At 36.4% G+C, this 24,968-nt stretch carries 11 protein-coding genes; 9 read left to right on the plus strand and 2 right to left on the minus strand.

Annotated features, from left to right (window positions below):
* Positions 1 to 3 precede the first annotated feature (3 nt).
* Genes GQR94_RS19295 through GQR94_RS19320 form a run of 6 tightly spaced genes read left to right on the plus strand, consistent with a single transcriptional unit; the run spans position 4 to position 17,732 of the window.
* A complete protein-coding gene (locus GQR94_RS19295) occupies positions 4 to 2,865 on the plus strand; it encodes a hypothetical protein (RefSeq protein WP_199271494.1) in 2,862 nt (953 codons plus the stop codon).
* A 14-nt stretch (positions 2,866 to 2,879) separates the two neighbouring features.
* Positions 2,880 to 5,522, plus strand: a complete 2,643-nt coding sequence (locus tag GQR94_RS19300; RefSeq protein ID WP_233268490.1) for a DUF5018 domain-containing protein — start codon at positions 2,880 to 2,882, stop codon at positions 5,520 to 5,522.
* 33 nt (positions 5,523 to 5,555) lie between these two features.
* The gene (locus GQR94_RS19305; RefSeq protein WP_158978329.1) at positions 5,556 to 8,198 is read left to right on the plus strand and encodes an Ig-like domain-containing protein; all 2,643 of its coding nucleotides are present in this window, start codon (positions 5,556 to 5,558) and stop codon (positions 8,196 to 8,198) included.
* 16 nt (positions 8,199 to 8,214) lie between these two features.
* On the plus strand, positions 8,215 to 11,145 hold the full coding sequence (locus GQR94_RS19310) for a PKD domain-containing protein (protein ID WP_233268491.1): 2,931 nt from the start codon (positions 8,215 to 8,217) through the stop codon (positions 11,143 to 11,145).
* Positions 11,146 to 11,162: 17 nt separating this feature from the next.
* Entirely contained in the window at positions 11,163 to 15,266 is a 4,104-nt protein-coding gene (locus GQR94_RS22510; RefSeq protein WP_199271495.1) for a DUF5018 domain-containing protein, read from the plus strand.
* Positions 15,267 to 15,323: 57 nt separating this feature from the next.
* Positions 15,324 to 17,732, plus strand: coding sequence for a DUF5018 domain-containing protein (locus GQR94_RS19320; protein WP_233268493.1), 2,409 nt, complete (start codon positions 15,324 to 15,326; stop codon positions 17,730 to 17,732).
* Between the two features lie 582 nt (positions 17,733 to 18,314).
* Here GQR94_RS19320 and recG read toward each other — a convergent pair.
* Positions 18,315 to 20,420 carry an ATP-dependent DNA helicase RecG gene (recG, locus tag GQR94_RS19325; RefSeq protein ID WP_158978331.1) on the minus strand — a complete coding sequence of 702 codons (2,106 nt, stop codon included), beginning with the start codon at positions 20,418 to 20,420 and terminating at the stop codon, positions 18,315 to 18,317.
* Positions 20,421 to 20,500: 80 nt separating this feature from the next.
* Here recG and GQR94_RS19330 point away from each other — a divergent pair, with 80 nt between their 5' ends.
* From GQR94_RS19330 to GQR94_RS19340, 3 genes are read left to right on the plus strand one after another with little or no spacing between them, the layout of a single operon-like run.
* Positions 20,501 to 22,591, plus strand: a complete 2,091-nt coding sequence (locus GQR94_RS19330) for a M1 family metallopeptidase (RefSeq protein ID WP_158978333.1) — start codon at positions 20,501 to 20,503, stop codon at positions 22,589 to 22,591.
* A 1-nt stretch (position 22,592) separates the two neighbouring features.
* Positions 22,593 to 23,510 (plus strand): patatin family protein, encoded by a 918-nt coding sequence (locus GQR94_RS19335; protein WP_158978335.1) that lies wholly within the window; start codon positions 22,593 to 22,595, stop codon positions 23,508 to 23,510.
* Between the two features lie 12 nt (positions 23,511 to 23,522).
* Positions 23,523 to 24,410, plus strand: coding sequence for a patatin family protein (locus tag GQR94_RS19340; RefSeq protein ID WP_158978337.1), 888 nt, complete (start codon positions 23,523 to 23,525; stop codon positions 24,408 to 24,410).
* Positions 24,411 to 24,423: 13 nt separating this feature from the next.
* Here the strand turns inward: GQR94_RS19340 and GQR94_RS19345 are convergent, their stop codons facing one another.
* A complete protein-coding gene (locus tag GQR94_RS19345) occupies positions 24,424 to 24,939 on the minus strand; it encodes a hypothetical protein (RefSeq protein ID WP_158978339.1) in 516 nt (171 codons plus the stop codon).
* Positions 24,940 to 24,968 lie beyond the last annotated feature (29 nt).

The following is a 24,968-nucleotide window of genomic DNA, read 5'->3' on the forward strand; positions in this document are numbered from 1 at the left end:
TTTATGAAGATAAACTACAAGTATGTTTTTACATTTTTGGTATCATTGGCAGTCATCATTGCATGTACAAAAGAAGTAGGACTATATACTGAAGTAGAATTTGAAATAAGTGAAACTCACATAGCTGACGGTTTTATAAATACACCTTTGGCCACTTCCATAACAGTTACTCCAGAAGAATTAGTGGAAGGGTATGGCTATTCCTATTCGTATAAAATTAATACAGGCGAAGGGTATTTTCAAGATGAATCTGGGGCTACTATTGCAGAAGGAGATAAACTAGGTTTAAATCCATTATCAGCCTCATTAAATTATATTGCTACAAAAATTGGAGATCACTCTATCACTTTTACCGCTGAAGATACTTTTGGCTTTCAGGAGCAGGTTACTGCATCTTATGCTATTAGTGATGTTCCTGTTTCTTGGACTGCTACAGGTCCTACAGGACAAGTTTTATTGGGTACCTCACAAGATATTACGGTTACTTTAGGGAGTGAAACTACAGGCGCAGGAGTTACGTATGAACGGAACTATTCTTTTACTCAAGGAACAGGTACAATAACTTCATCTCCAAGCGGAGCAAGTGAGGCTTTAAATGAATTTATTAGTATTACACCAGGGACATATGCTTTAGAGTATGTATCTACCGAATTAGGGCAGACCACGCTAGAGTTTTTATTGAAAGATTCAAACGGACAAGAAATAGTTCAAACCATAAGTTTTGAAGTTGTTGATGAGCTTTCTTCAGAAAAAGAAATTACTTCCTTTATAGTAAACGGAGTAGTAGGTACTATTAATGGAACTACCATTGATGTTGTTCTTCCAGAAGGAACAGATGTTACAGCATTAACTCCTGAAATTATACACACAGGAGCAAGTATAACCCCGGAATCAGAAACAAGTCAAGATTTTTCTAATCCTGTAATCTATACGGTTACTGCTCAAAATCAAACGATACAAGAGTATACCGTTGCTTTAACTGTCGAAGGAAATGAAGCCAAAGATATCACTGATTTTGCAATTGATGGTGTTGATGGAATTATTACAGGAACCAATATTTCCGTAACCTTACCAGCAGGAACAGATGTTACTGCATTAAGTTCTACGGTTACTCATACTGGTGCTTCTGTAAACCCTACTTCTGGAGTAGCGCAAGACTTTACAAGCCCTGTAGAGTATACCGTTACCGCAGCAGATGGAACGACTAAAGTGTATACTGTTACGGTGAGTTTAGCCCCAGCTCTTAGTAGTGATAATAACATTACATCATTTAGTATTGATGGAGAAGTGGTGAACAATCCTGCAATAGCATTTACGATTACCCTTCCTGCAGGAACAGATGTTACTGTATTAAGTCCTACCATAATGCATGAAGGAAACTCAATCAATCCTGTTTCTGGAGTAGTGCAAGATTTTACAAGCCCTGTAGAATACACTGTTACCGCAGCAGATGGAAGTACTAAAGTATATACTGTAACAGTAATTGTCCCTGCTCTTAGTAATGATAAAGATATTACTTCCTTTACAATTGATGGAGTAGTGGTGAACAATCCTGCAACAGCATTTACGATTACCCTTCCTGCAGGAACAGATGTTACAACCTTAAGTCCTACTATAGTGCATGAAGGAAACTCAATCAATCCTGTTTCTGGAGTAGTGCAAGATTTTACAAGCCCGGTAGAATACACTGTTACCGCAGCAGATGGAAGTACTCAAGTATATACTGTAACAGTAATTGCCCCTGTTCTTAGTAATGATAAAGACATTACTTCCTTTACAATTGATGGAGTAATGGTGAACAATCCTGCAACAGCATTTACGATTACCCTTCCTGCAGGAACAGATGTTACAACCTTAAGTCCTGCTATAGTGCATGAAGGAAACTCAATCAATCCTGCTTCTGGAGTAGCGCAAGATTTTATAAGCCCTATAGAATATACCGTTACCGCAGCAGACGGAAGCACTAAAGTATATACTGTTACTGTGAGTTTAGCTCCAGCATTGAGCAGTGATAAAGATATTACTTCCTTTACAATTGATGGAGTAGTGGTGAACAATCCTGCAACAGCATTTACGATTACGCTTCCTGCAGGAACAGATGTTACAACCTTAAGTCCTGCTATAATGCATGAAGGAAACTCAATCAATCCTGTTTCTGGAGTAGCTCAAGATTTTACAAGCCCTATAGAATATACCGTTACCGCAGCAGATGGAAGTACAAAAGTGTATACGGTTACAGTTTTAGCTCCAGCTCTTAGTGATACGAATGACATTACATCATTTACTATTGATAGAGTTGCTGGCATTATCTCAGGTACAACAATTACTGTTATATTTCCAGCAGGAACAGATGTAACAAGTTTATCACCGACTATAGATCATAATGGTAGTGCTGTTAACCCTAACACTGGAGTAGCTCAAGATTTTACAAATCCGGTTACTTATACGGTGACGGCTGCTAACTTAGGTACTCAAGACTACATTGTCACTGCCATAGTTGAAGATTCCTCTCCGGATTATAGTGTCTCTATTTTCAGTCCTGATCCAGGAGCTTCTGGATATTCCTATGGAGAGATGGTGCCATTTACTATAGAAATCACACCGAATACAGATGCTATTAATTCTGGAATTTCATTTGAAATTACTTTCGATATGAATGGAGGAAGTTCATTTATATATAATTCAACAACTTATCCCGAGTATGATTTATTTAGTATATCATCCGGAACTAACATTGGTTCCTTAGATTATGGGTGGAGCGAATGCAATGATGTACCTATAACCTTTACAATTGTTGATAATCTAGGATTAGGACCAAAATCACAGACTTTGACCGTTTCATTTAACGATAGTGAATGCCCATAATTGAAATTTATATAATGAAAAAAACCTACAAATACACTTTCGGATTTTTTGCTTTATTAGCGCTCATCATAGCCTGTACCAAAGAGGTTGGGCTATATACAGAAGTAGAATTTGAAATTTCAGAAACTCATGTAGCAGATGGTTTTATAAATACACCGCTCGCTACTTCCATTACCGTTACGCCAGAAGAACTAGTGGAAGGGTATTCTTATACCTATTCCTATAAAATTAATACAGGCGAAGGGTATTTTCAAGATGAATCTGGGGCTACTATTGCAGAAGGAGATAAAATAGGTTTAAATCCATTATCAGCCTCACTGAATTATATTGCCACAAAAATTGGAAATCACTCTATCACTTTTACCGCTGAAGATACTTTTGGCTTTCAGGAGCAGGTTACTGCATCTTACGCTATCAGTGATGTTCCTGTTACTTGGACCGTTATAAGCCCCACAGGCCAAGTACTTTTAGGTAGCTCACAAGATATTACGGTTACTTTAGGGAGTGAAACTACAGGTACAGGAGTTACGTATGAACGTAATTATTCCTTTACACTGGGAACAGGGAATATAACTTCTTCTCTAAGTGGAGCAAGTGAGGCTTTAAATGAATTTGTTAGTATTACACCAGGGACATATGCTTTAGAGTATGTATCTACAGAATTAGGACAAACAACTTTAGAGTTTTTATTGAAAGATTCAAACGGACAAGAAATAGTCCAAACCGTAAGTTTTGAAGTTGTTGATGAGCTTTCTTCAGAAAAAGAAATTACTTCCTTTATAGTAAACGGAGTAGTAGGTACTATTAGTGGAACTACCATTGATGTCGTTCTTCCAGAAGGAACCGATGTTACAGCATTAACTCCTGAAATTATACACACAGGAGCAAGTATAACCCCGGAATCAGAAACTAGTCAAGATTTTACGAATCCTGTAATCTATACCGTTACTGCTCAAGATCAAACGATACAAGAATATACCGTTACTTTAACTGTCGAAGGAAATGAAGCCAAAGATATCACTGATTTTGCAATTGATGGTGTTGATGGAATTATTACAGGAACCAATATTTCCGTAACCTTACCAGCAGGAACAGATGTTACTGTATTAAGTTCTACGGTAACTCATACTGGTGCTTCTGTAAACCCTACTTCTGGAGTAGCGCAAGACTTTACAAGCCCTGTGGAGTATACCGTTACCGCAGCAGATGGAACTACTAAAGTGTATACTGTTACGGTGAGTTTAGCCCCAGCTCTTAGTAGTGATAATAACATTACATCATTTAGTATTGATGGAGTTGCTGGCGTCATTTCAGGAACAACAATTACCGTAACACTTCCTGCAGGAACAGATGTAAGTAGTCTAACGCCTGCTATAATTCATAATGGAAATACCATAAATCCAAATACAGGAGTAGTTCAAGATTTTACAAACCCGATTATCTATACGGTGACAGCTGCTAACTTAGATACTCAAGAATATACGGTAACGGTTATTATGCCTTCGCTTAGTGATACGAAGGATATTACATCATTTAGTATTGATGGAGTTGCTGGCGTCATTTCAGGAACAACAATTACCGTAACACTTCCTGCAGGAACTGATGTAAGTAGTCTAACGCCTGCTATAATTCATAATGGAAATACCATAAATCCAAATACAGGAGTAGTTCAAGATTTTACAAACCCGATTATCTATACGGTGACAGCTGCTAACTTAGATACTCAAGAATATACGGTAACGGTTATTATGCCTTCGCTTAGTGATACGAAGGATATTACATCATTTAGTATTGATGGAGTTGCTGGCGTCATTTCAGGAACAACAATTACCGTAACACTTCCTGCAGGAACAGATGTAAGTAGTCTAACGCCTGCTATAATTCATACTGGTAATACGGTAAATCCAGATACTGGAATAGCTCAAGATTTTACAAATCCTGTAGAATATATTGTTACCGCTGCAGATACTACGACTAAAACATATACTGTTACGGCTATTCCAAATATACCACCTACAGTAAGTGCTACTTTCTTGGATAAATTTTCCAAATTAAATTTAATTGGTACTGCAAGCGATTCTGATGGAACAATTGAATCTTATTTATGGGAATTTGTTAGCTCGTCTACTGTTGCAGATTGGGATTTATTTGACGCTACTCAAGCTTCAACTGAAATATTAATGATCACAACAGGAACTTTCTTTTTTAAGTTAACTGTAACTGACAACGACGGTGCTACTGCGTCAGACATTGTCAAATTTACTATATCTTCAGATTCAGATCCAGATCCAGATCCAGATCCAGACCCTATAACTTCTTTTAATAGATCAACAGGAATATTAACAGCTCCAGGCGGCACATTAATAACAATAACGTTACGATCACGAGGTGATCAGGGTAAAGGAAGTGCAAATATTTCAGTAAATAATGCAACAGTTGTATCTAATGTATATAATACTAACTCTAATGAAAATTTTGATCTAACTGATGTGGGTAATATTACTATGCCAGGAAGTGGTAGTGTAGCACTTACAGGGAGTCATAATAATGTATTTGAATTAGATGGAACAGGTTCTTATTCTACCGTTAACATCTCAAGTAGTGATGGTACAATAACATCTTTTTCCATGGATGTAGATACTGGTATGCCACAATAATTTTAAAAATGTTAAAATATATTAATAACCACAATGAAAACCATAACTAAATATATACTAGCCTCAATTGCCATACTAGCTTTAATCATAGCCTGTACAAAGGAGGTTGGCTTATATACAGAAGTAGAATTTGAAATCACGGAAGAACATAAAGCTGATGGTTTTATAAGTACACCGCTCGCTACTTCCATTACCGTTACGCCAGAAGAACTAGTGGAAGGGTATTCTTATACCTATTCCTATAAAATTAATACAGGCGAAGGATATTTTCAAGATGAATCGGGAAATACAATTGCCGAGGGAGATAAAATAGGTTTAAATCCATTATCAGCCTCATTAAATTATATTGCTACAAAAATTGGAGATCACTCTATCACTTTTACCGCTGAAGATACTTTTGGCTTTCAGGAGCAGGTTACTGCATCTTACGCTATCAGCGATGTTCCTGTTTCTTGGACGGCCACAGGACCTTCAAGCCAAGTTTTACTAGGCACCTCACAAGATATTACACTTATTTTAGGGAGTGAAACTACAGGTACAGGAGTTACGTATGAAAGAAACTATTCTTTTACTCAAGGAACAGGTACAATAACTTCATCTCCAAGCGGAGCAAGTGAGGCTTTAAATGAATTTGTTAGTATTACACCAGGGACATATGCTTTAGAGTATGTATCTACCGAATTAGGGCAGACCACGCTAGAGTTTTTATTGAAAGATTCAAACGGACAAGAAATAGTTCAAACCGTAAGTTTTGAAGTTGTAGATGAGCTTTCTACAGAAAAAGAAATTACTTCCTTTATTGTAAATGGAGTAGCTGGAACTCCTAGTGGAACTTCCATTAACCTTGTACTTCCTGAAGGTACTGACTTAACTGCTTTAGCACCAGTGATTATACACACAGGAGCAAGTATTTTCCCAGAATCAGAAACAAGTCAAGATTTTACCAACCCTGTGGAGTATTCGGTTATGGCGCAAGATGGTTCTATTCAAATTTGGAACGTAACTATTACCAATTCAACCACCGCAGTAACATCAGTGATTATCGATCAATACACGGATACCATGACCGTAAATGGGAGTCAAACTTTAACAGCTACTATTACCCCTGCTAATGCTTCTAACCAAACAATTACTTGGATTTCTGATGACCAAACGATAGCAATTATAAATAGTGCTGGAGTGGTCGAGGCTCTTGCAGCAGGCACTGTGTCTATAAAAGCAATTGTTGACGGTGTATTCGATACTGTTGAGATTACTGTAACAGCAATAGTAATTCCTGTAATATCTGTAAGTATTGACACTTATACAGATACCATGACAGTAAATGAGAGTCAAATTTTAACAGCGACTATTAATCCTTCCAACGCTTCTAACCAAACAATTATGTGGACTTCTAGTGATGAAACTAGAGCTATAATAACTAATTCTGGAGAAGTAGATGCTATTGCTGCCGGCACTGTTTCCATAGAAGCTGCTGTTGATGGAAAGATTGATACTATTGAGATTACTATATTACCAATAGTAATTCCTGTAATATCTGTAAGTATTGACACTTATACAGATACCATGACCGTAAGTGATAGTCAAATTTTAACAGCGACTATTAATCCTTCCAACGCTTCTAACCAAACAATTACTTGGACTTCTAGTGATGAAACTAGAGCTATAATTAGTAATTCTGGAGAATTAGAAGCTATTGCTGCCGGCACTGTTTCCATAGAAGCTGCTGTTGATGGAAAGATTGATAATATTGAGATTACTATATTACCAATATTAATTCCTGTAATATCCGTAAATATTGACCCCCATTCGGATACCATGAACGTAAGTGATAGTCAAACTTTAACAGCTACTATTAATCCTTCTAATGCTTCTAACCAAACAATTACTTGGTCGTCAAGCAATGAAGCAATAGCTACAATAAATAGTTCTGGAGAAGTAGAAGCTATCACAACAGGAACTTTTCTTATAAAAGCAGCTGTTGACGGAAAGATTGACACTGTGGAAATTACGGTAGTAAACCGTGCACCAACAGCAGTTGCTACAGGGCCAACAACTACAACTACGGGTGTTACAGAAAATTTTTATGCCGATTCATCATCAGATCCAGACGGGGACAATTTAACTTATTTGTGGGATTTTGGAGATACAACTACCTCAAATTTAATAAATCCGACGCATAGTTATACTACAGCAGGACCATATACAGTAGCGCTTACCGTTACCGATAATGGAACACCAAATTTAGATGATACCGTTACAATAACAATAAGCGTTTCAAATTCTGCTAATCAACTCCCCGTGGTAAGCGCTGGTGATGATCAAGAGGTAGTTGGTCTAGCCACTCAATTTTCTCTTTCAGGAACAGCAAGTGACCCTGATGGAACAATAGAAATTATTTTATGGGAAAAAATAAGTGGGGGATCGGCAACAATAGTGAATCAAAACTCACTCACCACAGCAGTTACTGGTTTCTCAGGAGGGCTCTACGAGTTTAGACTAACTGTAACTGATAATCTAGGTGGAGTAAGCTCAGATATTGTACGAATCAATGTTACTGCTTGCCCGACAAGCTGTCCCTCAGGTGAAGCGGTTTGTTTTGATCCTGCTACAAATGTATGCGAATGTAGACCTACTGGCGGTCCAAATCCTGTTTTATGTGTAGCTACCGACTAAAAGATTAAACTTTAATATGAATAAACTTTACAAATATACTTTCGGATTTTTAGCCATACTAGCTTTAATCATAGCCTGTACAAAGGAGGTTGGCTTATATACAGAAGTAGAATTTGAAATTTCAGAAACTCATGTGGCAGATGGCTTTATTAATACACCGCTAGCTACTTCTATTACGGTTACGCCAGAGGAACTCGTGGAAGGGTATTCTTATTCCTATTCTTATAAAATTAATACAGGTGAAGGGTATTTTCAAGATGAATCCGGGGCTACTATTGCAGAAGGAGATAAAATAGGTTTGATTCCATTATCAGCCTCATTAAATTATATTGCCACAAAAATAGGCGATCACTCAATTACTTTTACCGCTGAAGATACTTTTGGCTTTCAGGAGCAGGTTACTGCATCTTACGCTATCAGTGATGTTCCTGTTACTTGGACCGTTATAGGCCCCACAGGCCAAGTACTTTTAGGTAGCTCACAAGATATTACGGTTACTTTAGGAAGTGAAACTACAGGCGTAGGAGTTACATATGAACGAAATTATTCTTTTACTCAAGGAACAGGTAATCTAACTTCATCTCCAAGCGGAGCAAGTGAGGCTTTAAATGAATTTGTTAGTATTACACCTGGAACGTATGCCTTAACCTATGTAGCTACAGAATTAGTACAAACAACTTTAGAGTTTTTATTGAAAGATTCAAACGGACAAGAAATAGTTCAAACCATAAGTTTTGAAGTGGTTAATGAGCTTTCTTCAGAAAAAGAAATTACTTCCTTTATAGTAAACGGAGTGGCAGGTACTATTAATGGTACTACTATCGATGTTGTTCTTCCAGAAGGAACAGATGTAACTGCCTTAGCACCAATAATTATACACACAGGAGTAAGTATTTCGCCAGAATCAGAAACGAGTCAAGATTTTACGAATCCAGTAATCTATACGGTTACGGCTCAAGATCAAACGATACAAGAATATACTGTTACGTTAACTGTCGAAGGAAATGAAGCCAAAGATATCACTGATTTTGCAATTGATGGAGTTGATGGAATTATTACAGGAACCAATATTTCCGTAACCTTACCAGCAGGAACAGATGTTACCGCATTAAGTCCCACTATAGTGCATGAAGGGAGCTCAATCAATCCTGCATCAGGTGTAGCCCAAGATTTTTCAAGTCCTGTTGAGTATACGGTTACCGCTGCTGATGGAACTACTCAAGTGTATACCGTTACAGTAAGTTTAGCTCCAACTCTTAGTAGTGATAAAGATATCACCACATTTACTATTGACGGAGTACTGGTGAACAATCCTGTAATAGCATTTACAATTACCCTCCCTGCAGGAACAGATGTTACCACATTAAGTCCTACTATAATGCATGAAGGAAGCTCAATCAATCCCGCTTCAGGAGTAATCCAAAATTTTACAAGTCCTGTTGAGTATACGGTTACTGCTGCTGATGGCACTACACAAGTGTATACAGTTACAGTCAGTTTAGCCCCAGCTCTTAGTGATGAGAAAAACATTACTTCTTTTACAATTGATGGAGAAGTCGTGAATAATCCTGCATCAGCATTTACGATTACGCTTCCCTCAGGAACGGATGTTACCGCATTAAGCCCTACTTTAGCCCATACTGGTGCTTCTGTAAATCCTGCTTCGGCTGTAGCACAAAACTTTACAAGTCCTGTAGAATATACTGTTACCGCAGCAGATGGGACTACTAAAATGTACATCGTTACGGTGAGTTTAGCACCAGCTCTTAGTAGTGCTAAAGACATTACATTATTTACTATTGATGGAGAAATGGTGAACAATCCTGCAACAGCATTCACGATTACACTTCCTGCAGGAACTGATGTTACTGCACTTTCACCATCCATTACACATACTGGAGCTTCTATCAATCCTGCTTCAGGTGTAGCACAAGATTTTACAAGTCCTGTTGAGTATACGGTTACCGCTGCTGATGGAAGTACTCAAGTCTATACGGTTACGGTGAATTTAGCAGCTCCTGTTAACGAAGCGCCAATAGCCCAGGCGGATATATTTACAGTAATTGAAAATTCCTCAAATAATACATTAGATGTTCTTAATAATGATAGTGATGCTGATGGAACCGTTTTAACTATTATAGCGGTAGATACACCTATAAATGGTAGCGCAACAATTGCTCCTGGAGGGCAATCTATACTTTATAATGCGACTAATGGGAATGATAGATTTAACTATACCATTGAAGATGAAGATGGAGCCACTACTGCGGCTACAATAGATATTAATGTAGTGCCAAATCAAAATCCTACGGTAGAAATAGACGATAGAATTTTGATTCCAAGAACAGATTACCCTAGAACGGTAACTTTTAATGTAGCAAGTTCTGGTGATACTGACGGAACCATTGAAAATTATGAATGGAATTTTGGTGATAGTGGTTCTACCGGAAATATAATAAATAATACAAATCCAACTGCTACATCACATACTTTTGACGGTCCAGAGACATATGATGTTGTATTAACTGTTACTGACGACCTTGGTGCTACAGGTTCTGACGCTTTTGAACTAATACTTGGAGAATATGAAACTCCTGATTTTACTTTTAGTGTTGTTCCAAGTGCTTCTCCTAGTGATGGATATCCTTTTGGGGTGGATGTAGAAGTATATTTTTATATTACTCCATCTGCTAATTTAACCAATGGAAATTATGTAATGGAAATGAGCGCCAACGAAGATTTTACTATTCTATCCATAGGTAGTAATAGCTATAATCATTCTTCAATAATTCCGATGACTGATGGTACTGTAACAGGTTACCTGGATAATTCTAGTTATGAGCCGACTTTAACAATTGAATTTATTGTTAGGGAAATTAATAGTGGTATTCAAAAATCTGTAACGCGTACATTTACTTATTGTACAAGTGGAAATTGCCCTCTTTAAACACACAACTAACCACAATGAAAACCACAACTAAATATATACTAGCCTCAATTGCCTTACTAGCTTTAATTATAGCCTGTACCAAAGAGGTTGGGCTATATACAGAAGTAGAATTTGAAATCACGGAAGAACATGAGGTTGATGGATTTATTAGTACACCTCTAGCGACTTTTCTAACCGTTACTCCTGAGGAACTATTAGAAGATCTTAGTTATTCTTTTTCGTATAAAATAAATTCTGGAGCAGGATATTTTCAAGATGTTGCAGGAACTACAATTCAAGAAGGTGAAAAGGCTTCTTTTAATCCTTTATCAGCTTCATTAGATTATATTCCAACAACTATAGGAGGTCATTCGGTAACCTTTACAGCATCAGATACTTTTGGATTTACAGAAGAAATAACCCTTACCTATACCATTACCAATATTCCAGTTACGTGGACAGCTACAGGACCAACAGATCCAGTGCTATTAGGTAGCTCTCAAAGTATTACGGTGATCTTAGGAAATGAAGCGGCTGTAACAGGAGCAACCTACCAAAGAAATTATTCGTTCTCTGAAGGCTCTGGTAATTTATATACTGCAGCTCCTGAAAGCAATACTATTACGGTGAATGATTTTGTAAGTATTGAACCAGGAACATATCAATTGGAATATATTTCTAATGAATTAGGGGTTACAACGATTGAGTTCTTATTAAGAGATAGCAACGAGCAAGAATTAATAGCTACCGTTACCTTTGAAGTTGTAGATGAACTTTCTACAGAAAAAGAGATTACTTCCTTTATGATAAATGGAGAGGCAGGTACAATTACAGGAACGATTATCGATGTTATACTTCCTGAAGGAACCGATTTAACAGCCTTAGCGCCTGTAATTATACATGCGGGAGCGAGTATTTCGCCGGAATCAGAAACAAATCAAGACTTTTCTAATCCTGTAGTCTATACGGTTACTGCTCAAGATGAAACGATACAAGCTTATACGGTGAATTGCAGTATTGAGGGTGATGATTCAAAAGATATCACTGATTTCGCAATCAATGGTGTAGATGGAACTATAACAGGGACTAACATTTCGGTAACCTTACCAGCAGCAACAGACGTAACTGCACTCGAACCTACTGTAACTCATACTGGCGCTACTGTGAGCCCTGCTTCAGGTGTAGCACAGGATTTTACAAGTCCTGTAATTTATACGATTACTGCTGAAGATGCGTCTATGCAAGAGTACACCGTTACTGTAACTATGACTCAGAGTGATTCAAAAGACATCACCACATTTACTATTGATGGTGTTGATGGAACTATTACAGGAACTGATATTATTCTTACCTTACCATCTACAACAGACGTAACTGAACTTGAGCCTACTGTAACTCATACTGGCGCTACTGTAAGTCCTGTTTCTGGAGTAGCACAAGATTTTACAAATCCTGTAATTTATACGGTTACTGCTGAAGATGCGTCTACGAAAGAGTACACCGTTACTGTAACTATTGCTCAGAGTGATTCAAAAGACATCACCACATTTACTATTGATGGTATAAACGGAACTATTGTAGGAACTAATATTTCCGTAACATTACCTTCTACAACAGACGTAACTGCACTTGAGTCTACTGTAACTCATACTGGCGCTACTGTAAGCCCAGCTTCAGGTTTAGCCCAAGATTTTACAAGTCCTGTTGAGTATACGGTAACCGCTGCTGATGGAACTACGCAAGTCTATACGGTTACGGTGAATTTAGCTCCAGCACTTAGCAGCGATAAGGACATTACTTCATATACTATTGATGGAGAAACGGTGAACAATCCTGCAACAGCATTCACAATTACCCTTCCTGCAGGAACCGATGTTACTGCACTTTCACCTTCCATTACACATACTGGAGCTTCTATCAATCCTGGTTCAGGCGTAGCACAAGATTTTACAAGTCCTGTGAAATATACAGTAACCGCAGCTGATGGAACTACGCAAGTATACACCGTTACGGTGAGTTTAGCACCAGCTCTTAGTAGTACTAAAGACATCACATCATTTAGTATTGACGGAGAAATAGTGAACAATCCTGCAACAGCATTTACAATTACCCTTCCTGCGGGAACTGATGTTACTGCGCTTTCACCTTCCATTACACATACTGGAGCTTCTATCAATCCTGCTTCTGGCGCAGCACAAGATTTTACAAGTCCTGTGAGTTATACCGTAACAGCAGCAGATGGGTCTACACAAGTGTATTCAGTAACCGTTACTGCTCCTGCGCTTAGTAGTACCAAAGAAATCACAGCATTTACAATTGGTGGAGTAAATGGAACCATCACAGGAACGAATATTAGTCTGACTTTACCAGCAGGAACCGATGTTACTGCGCTTTCACCTTCCATTACACATACTGGAGCTTCTATCAGTCCTGCTTCAGGTGTAGCGCAAAATTTTACAAGTCTTGTTGAATATACAGTTACCGCTGCAGATGGAACTACGCAAGTGTATTCAGTGACCGCTACCGCTCCTGCGCTTAGTAGCGATAAAAACATTACTTTATTTATAATTGGAACGGTAAACGGAACTATCACAGGAACGAATATTAGTCTGACTTTACCAGCAGGAACCGATGTTACTGCGCTTTCACCATCTATTACACATACTGGAGCTTCTATCAATCCTGCTTCGGGTGTAGCACAAAATTTTACAAGTCCTGTTGAGTATACGGTTACCGCAGCAGATGGAACTACACAAGTGTATTCAGTGACCGTTACTGTTCCAGCTCTTAGTAGTACCAAAGAAATCACAGCATTTACAATTGGTGGAGTAAGTGGAACCATCACAGGAGCGAATATTAGTCTAGCCTTACCTGCAGGAACTGATGTTACTACACTTTCACCATCTATTACACATACTGGAGCTTCTATCAGTCCTGCTTCAGGTGTAGCGCAAAATTTTACAAGTCCTGTTGAGTATACAGTTACCGCTGCAGATGGAACTACGCAAGTGTATTCAGTGACCGTTACCGCTCCTGCGCTTAGTAGTGATAAAAACATTACTTTATTTATAATTGGAACGGTAAACGGAACTATCACAGGAACGAATATTAGTCTGATTTTACCAGCAGGAACCGATGTTACTGCGCTTTCACCTTCCATTACACATACTGGAGTTTCTATCAATCCTGCTACTGGTGCAGCACAAGACTTTTCTAGTCCTGTGAGTTATACTGTAACAGCAGCGGACGGGTCTACACAAGTGTATTTAGTGACTGTAACTGCTCCTGCGCTTAGTAGTGATAAAGACATTACTTTATTTATTATTAATGGGGAGGTAGTAAATAATCCTTCATCAGCATTTACCATTACCCTTCCAGCAGGGACAGATGTTACCACATTAAGTCCTACCATAGTACATGAGGGAAACTCGATCAGTCCTGCTTCAGATGTAGCGCAAAATTTTACAAGTCCTGTTGATTATACGGTTACCGCTGCAGATGGAACAACACAAGTGTATTCAGTAACTGTGACTGCTCCTGCGCTTAGTAGTACCAAAGCAATCACATCATTTACAATTAATGGAACGAATGGAACTTTCTCAGGAACAAATATAACTGTGAGACTACCGTACGGAACTGAAGTAACTGCATCAACACCCTCAATAACTTATAATGGTGCTACTATTGTACCTAATGCAGGAGTATCTCAAAATTTCACAAATCCAATCACTTATACGGTAACGGCAGATGATAATACAACACAATCGTATATTGTTACGGTAATTGTACCATCTGCTATGTTCAATCAACTCACAGGGGAATTAACTGCTGAAGCCGGAACAGAAATAACAATAAGATTACAATATAATGATGTAGATGATGATGGTCTTTCCCGTTTAGAAGCTAATTCTAGCTCAGGAACTAACCTTGGTGATGCCTATGTATACTGGGGAAGTGGTGATTTAGTTGAAGATAGTTTTACTTTTCTAATGCCAGATGATAATGTCGCATACATTAGTGGATTCATTGATACAGGAGAATATGGCCCTGGAGAAACCCAATTTTTCATTTCTGCAGTTGGTTTTTCCACCTCAGAAAGTATGTATACATCTGGAGGTACAAGTACATTCCCAGAATAGTAAAAAATAATTTATAAATATTTACAAATTATTTTTTGAATATTTAAAGAATCTAACATGAAAAATATAGGGCTCTGTTTTAGTTTAATTTTATTAGTGATAATTAGCTGCACCAAAGAGGTAGGTCTTTATACAGAGGTAGAATTTGAAATTTCAGAAACTCATGTGGCAGATGGTTTTATCAATACACCTCTCGCGACTTCCATTACGGTTACTCCAGAAGAATTGGTAGATAGCTATTCTTATACGTATTCCTATAAAATTAATACAGGCGAAGGGTATTTTCAAGATGAATCTGGAGCTACTATTTCGGAAGGAGATAAAATAGGGTTGAATCCATTATCAGCCTCACTGAATTATATTGCCACAAAAATTGGCGATCACTCGATAACTTTTACCGCAGAAGATACTTTTGGTTTTGCGGAAGCAGTAACTTTAAGTTATACTATATCAAACGTTCCCGTTTCTTGGACTGCTACAGGTCCTACAGGACAAGTTTTATTAGGTACATCACAAGATATCACTGTTGTTTTAGGGAGTGAAACTACAGGTACAGGAGTTACATATGAAAGAAACTATTCGTTTACAGAAGGAACAGGTAACCTAACTTCTTCTCCAACCGGAACAAGCGAAACCTTAAATGAATTTGTTAGCATTTTACCAGGAACGTATACCCTAACGTATGTTTCTACTGAAGTAGGACAAACAACTTTGGAGTTTTTATTAAAAGATTCAAACGGACAAGAAATAGTTAAAACCGTAAGTTTTGAAGTTGTAGATGAGCTTTCTACAGAAAAGGAAATTACATCATTTATAGTAAACGGAGTAGCAGGAACTCCTAGTGGAACTTCCATTAACCTTGTACTTCCTGAAGGTACTGACTTAACTGCTTTATCTCCAGTAATTATACATACAGGAGCAAGTATTTCCCCAGAATCAGAAACAACTCAAGACTTTACGAATCCAGTAATTTATACGGTTACGGCTCAAGATCAAACGATACAAGAATATACCGTTACTTTAAGTGTCGAAGGAAATGATGCTAAAGATATTACTGATTTTATAATTGATGGAGTTGATGGAATTATTACAGGAACCAATATTTCCGTAATCTTACCAGCAGGAACAGATGTTACCGCATTAAATCTTACTGTTATTCATACTGGTGCTTCTGTAAATCCTACTTCTGGAGTAGCGCAAGACTTTACCAATCCTGTGGAGTATACCGTTACCGCAGCAGATGGAACTACTAAAGTGTATACTATTACGGTGAGTTTAGCTCCAGCCCTTAGTAGTGATAATGACATTACATCATTTAGTATTGATGGAGTTGCTGGCGTTATATCAGGAACAACAATTACAGTATCACTTCCTGCTGGAACAGATGTAAGTACTTTAACGCCTGCAATAATTCATAATGGAAATACTATAAATCCAGATACAGGAATAGCTCAAGATTTTACAAACCCGATTACCTATACGGTGACAGCTGATAACTTAGATACTCAAGAATATTCGGTAACGGTTATTATGCCTACCCTTAGTGATACGAAGGATATTACATCATTTAGTATTGACGGAGTTGCTGGTGTTATTTCAGGAACAACGATTACGGTAACACTTCCTGCCGGAACAGATGCGAGTAGTTTAACACCTGCAATAATTCATAATGGAAATACTATAAATCCAGATACAGGGGTGGCTCAAGACTTTACAAACCCTGTAGAATATACTGTTGCTGCTGCAAATGGAAGTACTAAAGCATACAATGTTACAATAGTAGTTTCATCGATTGATTTTGAACTGACTTCTACTGTAACAGATGATTCATTTGGAGTTACTGGATTTTATGAAAGAGTAAATGTAAGTGCCAACCAATCTTTAAGTTACACTGTAAAATATACGAATAATTTTAATCTACCATTTGCAGGTTATAATTCAGGAGATGAATATACAATTGAAAGTTTTAATATAATTAATGAGTTTTATAATCCTCAAGATATAATCGGAGATCACATCTTAAATTTTGATGTAACTTCAGGTGGAATAACAAAGACAACAACGATTAGTATTAATTATACATTGATTGGTTTGAAAAGTACAGCTCCGGATTATGATATAAATATTTTCGACTCATCAGAAGGATTTCTTGACATAATACATTCGACACTATTATTAAATAATAATATTGATGTAAGAGTTACTCATTATGCTGGAGGTTCGGGATCTTGGCTTGCTGGTAATTATCTTGGCAGCACTTTTAACTATAAATTAAATGAATGGACATTATTTACTGATTACAGTACATACGCTCTTTTCGGATTTAAATTCTCTTTAAATGACGGGGAACTCGCTATGGCCAAAATAGAAATAAGAGATGAAAATGATCAAATAATAAGCACAACCTATCGAAGAGTTGGCTTAAGTCCTTATGATTTTGATTCCGCCTGGGATGGTCAACAATAACCAAATTTTTAGCCTATTTTTATAAATTGTCGTGCATAAAATTATCATTTCAAATACTATATTTCAAAAAAACAGAATATAACTTGATGTATATTATTGCGCAGTAAAAGAATCTAACTTAATGTAATAAGTTCAACATCAAGAAAGTTAAAGTACAAAATACCCACTCGAGGAAGAATAAAAAAAAGATATATCGGCGAACACGCCCAATTAAAGCAAGTAGACGACAATCTAGAAGTTATAATCCAAAGAGTTGCCCTAAGTTTAAGACCATAAGTTGTTAAAAAAAAGAATGGAGATATCGAAGTTGATTTAATGATGGAAAGCAATATTAAATCAACATCTAAATACTAAAACTTATTTTAAAAAACCTTGCACTTCACAAAATAAAAATACTTTAGAAAGAGTGTCTAAGAAAAAATAAAAGAGGTTGAAAAATTATTAAATTACAATCCTTTTAAAAAGTATAATTATTATTTAAATTTTGAAGTTGTAATTTAAAAAGTTAAAATTATCCATTCAGACTTTGGTAAAGCCTAACATATTTATATTTTATTAAGATTTGGTACTAGCAATTATACACTAACTAATATACTTCCAAATATTTTTATGGGTAACTAATTGTGCATAGGTATAATTAATTACGGCATTCTCATCTTTAGCAAGGGTGGGGTCGTCTTTTAAGAGTTGTAAAGCATAGTAACGGGCTGTTTTTAGAATGTCATTGTCTCGGACGATATCTGCAATCTTTAGATTTAGCATGCCGCTTTGCTGGGTTCCCATTAAATCTCCAGGACCACGGAGTTTTAAGTCCACCTCTGCGATTTCAAAACCGTCGTTGGTACGGACCATCGTTTCCAACCGCGTTTTTGCTTCTGCAGATAGTTTAAAACTGGTCATCAGAATACAAAAACTTTGGTCTGCTCCACGGCCAACACGCCCGCGTAATTGGTGCAATTGTGATAATCCAAAGCGTTCCGCACTTTCTATAATCATCACAGAAGCATTGGGTACATTAACGCCCACTTCTATAACTGTTGTTGCTACCATAATCTGCGTTTCACCCTTTACAAAACGCTGCATTTCATATTCTTTATCCACAGGTTTCATTTGCCCATGTACAATAGAAATTTGATATTCAGGCTGTGGAAAATCACGCGCAATACTTTCATAGCCATCCATTAAATCCTTATAATCCAAGGCTTCAGATTCTTGAATTAAAGGATAAACCACATAGATCTGTCTTCCTTTTTTAATTTCCTCCCGGATAAAATGAAATACTTTTAATCGGTTAGAATCATACCGATGTACTGTTTTAATAGGCTTACGACCTGGAGGTAATTCATCAATCACAGAAATATCTAAATCGCCATACAAACTCATCGCCAAGGTTCTGGGGATTGGCGTGGCTGTCATCACTAAAACATGTGGTGGTATCGTATTCTTATGCCATAATTTAGAACGCTGTGCTACACCAAAACGATGCTGTTCATCTACAATGGCCAAGCCTAAATTTTTATACTGCACTTTATCCTCCAATAGGGCATGGGTGCCTATTAAAATTTGAAGTTCCCCACTTTCTAACTGCTCGTGTATCACCTTTCGAGAGGACTTTTTAACGGAACCAGTTAATAGCGAAACCGTAATGCCCACGCCTTCTAACAGTTCTTGGATACCTACAAAATGTTGATTCGCTAAAATCTCTGTAGGTGCCATCAAGCAGGCCTGAAATCCGTTATCAATTGCTAATAACATCGCCATTAAAGCAACGATTGTTTTACCTGAACCAACATCACCTTGCAATAGCCTATTCATTTGTGCATTGCTCCCTAAGTCTGCCCGAATTTCTTTCAGAACTCGTTTTTGTGCATTTGTAAGATCAAATGGCAAATGGTTGCTGTAAAAATCATTAAAAATAGTACCTACCTTATCAAAAGGAAAGCCTTTAATACGCTTTTTATGCAACATATTCTTAGCAATGAGTTGCAGCTGAATATAAAAAAGCTCTTCAAATTTTAATCGGAATTGAGCTTTGGCTAAAAGTTCTTGATTTTTAGGGAAGTGAATATTAAACATCGCTTCACTCTTAGAAATTAAATGGAGCTCTTCTATAATTTTAGGAGAGAGTGCTTCCGTAAACTTCCCATTCAGTTCTACAAATATCTGCTGAATTAACTTACTTAGTACTCTATTGGTAATCCCTTTATTACTCAGTTTCTCTGTAGAAGGATACACGGGTTGCATGTATATCTTTAAACCCTTTTCATGATCCACAAGTAATTCCATTTCTGGGTGTGGCATTGAAAAAGTGCCATTGTAAAAATTAGTTTTTCCGAAAACTACATAGGGTACATTGATCTTCAAATTCTCACGAATCCATTTCTGCCCTCTAAACCATACCAATTCCATTTTACCTGTATCATCTATAAAGGTTGCAACTAAGCGGTTCCCTTTTTTTTGTGCTACAGATTTAATATGGGTAATTTTTCCAACTACCTGAACCTCTGAAGAATTTTGCTGTAATAGCTTAATTTTATAGTACTGTGTCTTATCAATATAGCGATGAGGAAATAGATTGATAAGATCTTGATAGGTTTGAATGCCAAGCTCTGACTGCAAACTATTAGCCCTATTAGGACCAACACCTTTTAAATAAGCAATGGGAGTTTGTAAAAAATTTGCATTCATGCGACTAAAATACTCCTTAGAAACAAAGGAACAAAAACCAAATTGCTTATTTTGGTATTGATTTTGAATTTTATTAAAATATGCGGAATTTATTTTTAACTTTTATCTGTTTTCTTTCTACTTTTTTAAATGCTCAAGAGCAGAAATCGGTCGATTTTATCTCTGGTACAGCTTCACTTTCTATTCTTCCTAAGGAAAAGCAAATTATAGGCACGGTAACCTATTCTTTTGAGGTTTTAAAAGATGTGGATAGTATTTTTCTAGATGCTAAAAACATCAATTTTACAGCCCTAAAACTTAATGGTAAAAAAGTTAAGTATGTTAATGATGAAAAACATATTATTATAAAAAAACGGTTTAAGAAAGGAAAATCACAGACACTACATCTTTCTTATGTAGCGCAACCTAAGCAAACCGTTTATTTTATTGGTTGGGATGATGCTACTAGTACAAATAAACAAGTTTGGACACAGGGTCAGGGAAAATACACTAGCCAATGGTTGCCAAGTTTTGATGATATGAATGAAAAAGTGGTCTTTGACTTAAATATTACGTTTGATTCTGATTATCAAGTAATTGCCAATGGTATATTAATTGACGCCAAAAAAAACGCAAACGATATGACTACTTGGTCCTATGACATGGAACAGCCTATGAGTAGTTATCTCTTAGCTTTTGCTATTGCAAAATATGACAAAAAAACGGTAACCAGTAATAGCGGTGTTCCTCTAGAGCTATATTATTATCATAAAGACAGTATAAAGTTTGAACCAACCTATCGCTATTCTAAAGAAATTTTCGATTTTTTAGAACGTGAAATCGGAATGGATTACCCTTGGCAAAATTACAAACAAGTACCTGTTAAAGATTTTCTGTATGCAGGAATGGAAAATACAACCATAACTATTTTTTCCGATGGGTATATGATAGATTCCATTGCTTTTGTTGATAAAAATTATGTAAATATCAATGCACACGAATTAGCACATCAATGGTTTGGAGATTTAGTAACAGAGGTAGATGGTCATCATCATTGGCTGCAAGAAGGTTTTGCTACCTACTATGCACTACTAGCAGAAAAAGAACTTTTGGGAGATGAAGAATTCTATTGGAAATTATTTGATACTGCAGAAACTTTGCAGAACAGTACTGTAGATGGCAAAGGAGAGTCTTTACAAGACCCGAAAGCAAGTAGCCTCACCTTTTACGAGAAAGGCGCCTGGGCTTTGATAATGCTTAAAAATGAAATAGGAGCAGAGACCTTCAAAAAAGGGATTCCGAAGTATTTAGAAAAATACAAATTTAGGAATGTAACAATAAAAGAGTTTCTTCAGGAAATGGAGGCTGCCTGTGGCAAACCCTTAGACAGTTTTGAGACAGTATGGTTGGAAGGAAAAGAATTTCCCAATGAAGCTGCGTTAACGTATTTGAAAAAGAATTCTTCAAGCATAGCCACTTTTATAAAACTTCAACATGAAGTAGGTGCTTTAATAGCGCAAAAAGAACAGGCAGCTTTAATTGAAAAGGCCTATGATGCATCCACTTCTATCGCATTGAAAAAAAGAATCATTCTAAACTATTCCGAATTATTTTCAGAAGATTTTATCAAGAAAATATTGGCTTCAAATAGATTAAAATTACGACAGGCATTGCTATTAAAAACGGTTCAAATTCCTGCGGGCTTGCAGCCAGATTTTGAATCGCTCTTAGAAGATCAAAGTTATATTACGGTAGAGAATGCACTATACCGACTCTTTTTGAACTTTCCTGAGCAAAGAAAAAAGTATTTGGACCAAACAAAAGATATCATTGGTTTCTCTGATAAAAATGTGCGTCTATTATGGCTAACACTAGCCTTGGTTACTGAAGATTATAACAGTTTAAAAACCAAAGACTATTTTGATGAATTGGGGAGTTATACTAATCCTAAATACGATCCTAAAACACGTGAAACCGCTTTTCAATATTTGTTTCAAACTTTTGGATTAACAGATACCAACTTAGAAGATTTAGCAAAGGCTAGTATCCATCACAGTTGGCAGTTTAAAAAATTTGCAAGAACATTATTTGATGAGTTGCTAAAAGATGAAGCCTATAAAAATAGAATTATTACTTTGTTGCCTAAATTAAATGAAAAAGAAAAACTGTATCTTACTAATAAACTAGAGTAGTATGAGAGCATTAGTAATTTCTGGAGGTGGGAGCAAAGGTGCTTTTGCAGGTGGTGTTGCGCAATATCTTATTGAAGAGGCACAACGGGAGTATGATCTACTTATAGGAACATCTACGGGGAGTCTTTTAATTTCTCATTTGGGGCTTAAAAAAATAGAAAAAATAAAAAATATTTATACCTCTGTAAGTCAAGAGGACATTTTTAGTAATTGTCCATTCTCTATACAAAAAAAGCATGGTGTTGAAAGTATAGGAATCCACCATTTTAATGTGCTGAAAAATTTTTACCGCGGAAGTAAAACCTTTGGAGAGAGCCATAAGCTTCTAAAGCTGATTAAAAATACTATAACTATGTCAGAATTTGAAGAACTAATAAATGGTACTAAAGATATCGTGGTAACTGTTTCTAACTTATCTCTTAACCAAGTAGAATATAAATCAATTAATGATTTTTCCTATGATGAGTTTTGCGAATGGGTATGGATCTCTTGTAACTATACGCCATTCATGAGCTTAGTAAAGAAAAATGGTTGTGAATATGCTGATGGTGGTTTAGGTACTATGGTTCCTATTGAAGAAGCTATTAAACGTGGTGCTACCACGATAGATGCTATAATTTTACAAACAGAAGTCACACATTTAAACCGGATGCCTTCTAAAAATGTTTTTTCATTATTAACCAATATGTTTGCGTTTATGCTGGATCGTATAGAGCATCAAAATATAAGAATAGGGAAGTATGTAGCAAGCCATAATAATGCAATCATTAACTTTTATTACACTCCCACTGTTTTAACTACAAATTCACTTATTTTTGACAAAGCTAAAATGACTGCTTGGTGGAAAAGTGGATTTAACTATGCTAAATTCAAAACCTCAGAAAGTAGTCCGCTAGAACCAGAAGGAACCAACCAATAAAAAATTAAAAATTTGAAAGCATTAGTAATAAGTGGAGGTGGGAGTAAAGGTGCTTTTGCTGGTGGAGTTGCACAATACCTTATGGAGATTAAGAAAAAGGAATATGATCTATTTCTTGGCACCTCTACGGGTAGCCTATTAATTCCGCAATTATCGCTAAATAATGTTGGTAAACTTTATGATATTTATACCAATGTAAATCAACTTTCTATTTTTAGTTTAAATCCGTTTATAGTAAAGAAAAAAGATGGTCGTGAATTTGTAACTATTAACTATTTTACGACATTCTTGCAATTTTTAAAACGTAAAAGAACATTTGGAGAAAGCGGTGCCTTGCGCAGAACCATTAAAAAGAATTTCTCTCCTGAAGAATTTAATTTAATAAAAAATTCAAACAAAAAAGTAATTGTAACGGTTTCTAATTTATCAAAAAATAGGGTAGAGTACAAGGAGTTAAATGATTTTACTTACGAAGAGTTTTGTGATTGGATTTGGATTTCTTGTAATTATATTCCATTTATGTCATTAGTAAAACGCAATGGCCATGAATATGGCGATGGAGGATTAGGATGTGTTGTTCCGATCCGAGAAGCTATCCGAAGAGGAGCCACAGAAGTTGATGCGATTATCTTAGAATCCGAAAATTTGAATCAGAATAAAGTATTGGGTAAAAACCCATTTTCTCTAATGCTAAGTATTTACGGCTTTGTACTGGACCAAATAGAATACCATGATGTTTCTGAAGGTGTTTTAGCCGCCAAGCACAACGGCGTGAAATTAAATTTGTATTACACGCCCACTCGACTTACCGAAAACTCTCTCGTTTTCAATAAAAAACTAATGCGAGAGTGGTGGTTGCAAGGATTTAGTTATGCCGAAGAAAAATTTAAAGAAAAATAAATAGATGCAAAGCTTACCAAAGATTACTTATTTCTTTCTTTACAAAAGATAACGCAGTAGCAGACGGTGAAGCTTTATCCATAGTATCACTCAATACATCTTCCCTAAATTTATCTGCATTTTCTGCGCTTAAAGCTGCTTTTCTAATGGATTGAATGGTAGCACTCTTTGCTGCTTTAATAATATTCCAGCAGTCATCTGTTAGGTATATTTGTTGTGATAAATTATGATCAAATTCGGTTTCAATAGTTCGTATCAAAAGCAATTCATAATCATTTTTACTAGATGTTAACGGAGCAACTCTCACTACCAAACTAGGTATAGATATACGTTCTAAAAATAAAGCCATACGCTCATAGGCTTGTAAGCGAATAGGTAAGGTATGTTTTTGCGTATCTTTTTGCAGTAAATATCTTCTACGACCTTCTTCATTTTTAGTATGCATTTTAAAAAAGTAAAAAGCAACAACGCCTGTAACTATAGATGGCAATAAATAAGCGAAAGCTTGTAGAATCTGTTCTCCGTTCATAATACTTGTGGTTTTAATTGGTTATTGAT

This window comes from Cellulophaga sp. L1A9 (assembly GCF_009797025.1).
Lineage (GTDB): Bacteria > Bacteroidota > Bacteroidia > Flavobacteriales > Flavobacteriaceae > Cellulophaga.

Excerpts from the sequence above, each read along its gene's own strand:
- GQR94_RS19305 (WP_158978329.1), top strand. The coding sequence starts at position 5,556 with ATGAAAACCATAACTAAATATATACTAGCCTCAATTGCCATACTAGCT.
- GQR94_RS19300 (WP_233268490.1), top strand. The coding sequence starts at position 2,880 with ATGAAAAAAACCTACAAATACACTTTCGGATTTTTTGCTTTATTAGCG.
- GQR94_RS19330 (WP_158978333.1), top strand. The coding sequence starts at position 20,501 with ATGCGGAATTTATTTTTAACTTTTATCTGTTTTCTTTCTACTTTTTTA.
- GQR94_RS19295 (WP_199271494.1), top strand. The coding sequence starts at position 4 with ATGAAGATAAACTACAAGTATGTTTTTACATTTTTGGTATCATTGGCA.
- GQR94_RS19345 (WP_158978339.1), bottom strand. The coding sequence starts at position 24,939 with ATGAACGGAGAACAGATTCTACAAGCTTTCGCTTATTTATTGCCATCT.
- GQR94_RS19310 (WP_233268491.1), top strand. The coding sequence starts at position 8,215 with ATGAATAAACTTTACAAATATACTTTCGGATTTTTAGCCATACTAGCT.
- recG (WP_158978331.1), bottom strand. The coding sequence starts at position 20,420 with ATGAATGCAAATTTTTTACAAACTCCCATTGCTTATTTAAAAGGTGTT.
- GQR94_RS19320 (WP_233268493.1), top strand. The coding sequence starts at position 15,324 with ATGAAAAATATAGGGCTCTGTTTTAGTTTAATTTTATTAGTGATAATT.
- GQR94_RS22510 (WP_199271495.1), top strand. The coding sequence starts at position 11,163 with ATGAAAACCACAACTAAATATATACTAGCCTCAATTGCCTTACTAGCT.
- GQR94_RS19335 (WP_158978335.1), top strand. The coding sequence starts at position 22,593 with ATGAGAGCATTAGTAATTTCTGGAGGTGGGAGCAAAGGTGCTTTTGCA.